The sequence below is a fragment of the Vibrio sp. TRT 1302 genome, assembly GCF_050113875.1.
GTDB lineage: Bacteria > Pseudomonadota > Gammaproteobacteria > Enterobacterales > Vibrionaceae > Vibrio.
This window is the reverse complement of record NZ_JBNJOF010000041.1, coordinates 1-2432: the sequence shown is the minus strand read 5'-3', so window position 1 is coordinate 2432 and position 2432 is coordinate 1. Positions and strand designations below refer to the sequence as shown.

Sequence of the window (2432 nt, the reverse complement as noted above, 5' to 3'; positions counted from 1 at the left end):
AATTTGATACCGAAGTATCGAATTGGATTATCATCAACGAGTGCCCACACAGATTGATAGGTTTATATTGTTAAAGAACATTGCTTTTTGAGAAAACTTTCTCTCGAAGAGGAGGTGAATTCTAGCGAGATAATTTGAAGAGTCAAACACTTTTTCAAATTTATTTTCTTAGAAGCTTTTCACCTCTCTGACTATTGCTGAAGCCTTGCGGCGTCTGCCCTGTCAGTGGATGCGCATTATAGGCAGTTCCATTTTTAAGGCAAGCAAAAAAATGCATTTTTTTCATAAAAAAGGTCCGAGTGGACATTAATCACCCAGACCGATATTTACACCCATTATACCCTCAGGTTAGCCACGAGTTGTTCACAAATCGCTGTGGATAACTAGTCATCTGAATCAAAAAAGTATGAAATCCGCGAGCGTGGATTTAGGTACTCCCTTACTTTATCCGGAAGTTTGTTAGGTAAGATTGCATTAACTATCTTTATTTCTCTTTCAGCTAAGTCAATGATCGGCGCTTGAGTTCTTGGTACAGAGGGGTCATAGATAAGAACATTTGGAAAGAGAATGTTCTTAGAGTTAACAGAGATAACCAAACCGACCATATCATTCGATAGTTGTACGACTGTGCCTGGAGGATAGATCCCCATGAACTTAATCAATAAGCTCAGGTTCTCGTTGTTATATAGATGCTTGCAGTTTTTGTAGAGGTATGAGAGCGCAACATAAGGAATTTTTTGGTCAGCGACGACATTAGTATGGCAAAGGTTGTCATAGGCATTTGCCACAGCAACAATTTGGGTTAGCTCATCAATCTGATCTTCTTTCAATCCTTCAGGGTAACCGGAACCGTCATTAAGCTCATGATGCTGCGCTATGACTGTCCGAGCACTTTCAGGAAAACTCGCCATATTAGCCGCGATCTCTAACCCATATTTTGTATGCAGTTTTAGATAGTTTTTTTCAGGTTCAGTAAGAGGCGTCGGTTTACGCAATATCGCTGTAGGGACTTTTACTTTCCCCATATCATGGAATAAAGAAGCAAAAGCGACTTCCTTTATTTGATCTGCGCTCAGCATTTTTGCTTTGGCGATCATCATCGCAACCACAGAAACATTGAGTGAATGAAAGTAAATGTCTTCAAATTCACTCTTACCATTCATCAAGTGCAGCGTAACGTTGTCGTCACTTAGTAGCTTATCAACGATATCATTAACGAGTAGCGTCGCCTCATCAACGGCTTGTTCTGGTCGACTGCGGATCTTGTTCATGACCGCTCTCATACGCGATAACGAACGCTCAAACTCTTTTTCACAGCTGATGACACGTCGTCGGTAGGCACTAAGTTTTTCAATCCGATCTTGTTTCTCTTTCCAGAGCTTTTGCGCTTCGAGGTCGACTTCGCTATCAACATTTTCCTCTACTGAAGTTGATTGACTTGATGGAGGAAGTGGTTGTGTATCGCTTTGGTTTGGGTTTATGAAGACGTGCTTAATCCCTAAGTGACGAATCATACGAATTTGTTCTTCGTCTTTCACTTTGAAGCTATTGAATAAAAAGGGATGCTCGTTCCATTTAACCGGAAGTCGAATATGCAACCCTGGCTGTAGTCTATCTACAGTAATTTTGATGCTCGCCACGATCTATATACAACTTTATTTACTTACTTATTAATGACTAATTTTAGAGTAATGGGAAAACGAAATCATTATCTATGCGTTGGAATGAGAGATATATTGCGTGAAATTCATCGCTTCAATGTATAACAAACTATACAAGGTTGCAGTGTAGCATCCAGCGGACACCAAACTGATCTTCTACTTTGCCAAACCGAGCGCCCCAAAATGTATCTGCCAGAGGCATCATGATGTGACCTCCTTCCGATAACTTGTCAAAGAGCCGCCCTTGTTCATCGATGTCTGTTAGAACAACCGACAAAGCGATATTGTTGCCCGAGAGCTCTTTTGCAAATACGCCATCAGATAGCATCAATTTCATACCCGATGCTTGAAACTCTGCGTGCATTATCCAATGTGGGTCAGCTCCTTCTATCTCTTGAGGTGCATCTTTAAACAGTTGCTTTGAAACAATAATGCCTCCGAAGCAGTTCTGATAAAAATCAAGCGCTTCTTGGCAACGTCCAGCAAAGAATAGATAGGGAGTGAGTTGGTACATTTTCTGCCTCCATCTTGATAATTTAAAGATAGACAACTTTTCCCTAAGCCACAGAAAAATTGAGTAAACAAGTACTGACGTTGTATTTGCCAATCATGCTTTAGGCGAGAGAAGGGGCATAAGGCTCATGGAACTACAGTTACAATGTTCACCCCCCAGAAACGACGAAAGGCCGCTATAAAAGCGACCTTTCTATGTATGGTACCGGTGGGCGGACTGATTGGACAGGCATTCCTGCCGCCACCGCGAAGGCAACG

The 2432-nt window shown here is 41.5% G+C and carries 2 protein-coding genes; both read right to left on the bottom strand.

The annotated features are described in order from the left end of the window. Positions 1-383: 383 nt before the first annotated feature. The gene (locus ACQEXP_RS21155; RefSeq protein WP_426971454.1) at positions 384-1640 is read right to left on the bottom strand and encodes an HD-GYP domain-containing protein; all 1257 of its coding nucleotides are present in this window, start codon (positions 1638-1640) and stop codon (positions 384-386) included. A 130-nt stretch (positions 1641-1770) separates the two neighbouring features. Continuing rightward, positions 1771-2175 carry a VOC family protein gene (locus tag ACQEXP_RS21150; RefSeq protein WP_426971453.1) on the bottom strand — a complete coding sequence of 135 codons (405 nt, stop codon included), beginning with the start codon at positions 2173-2175 and terminating at the stop codon, positions 1771-1773. Between the last annotated feature and the right edge of the window lie 257 nt (positions 2176-2432).

Bases quoted from the DNA above. Each gene is read 5' to 3' on its own strand.
- ACQEXP_RS21150 (WP_426971453.1), bottom strand. From the start codon at position 2,175: ATGTACCAACTCACTCCCTATCTATTCTTTGCTGGACGTTGCCAAGAA.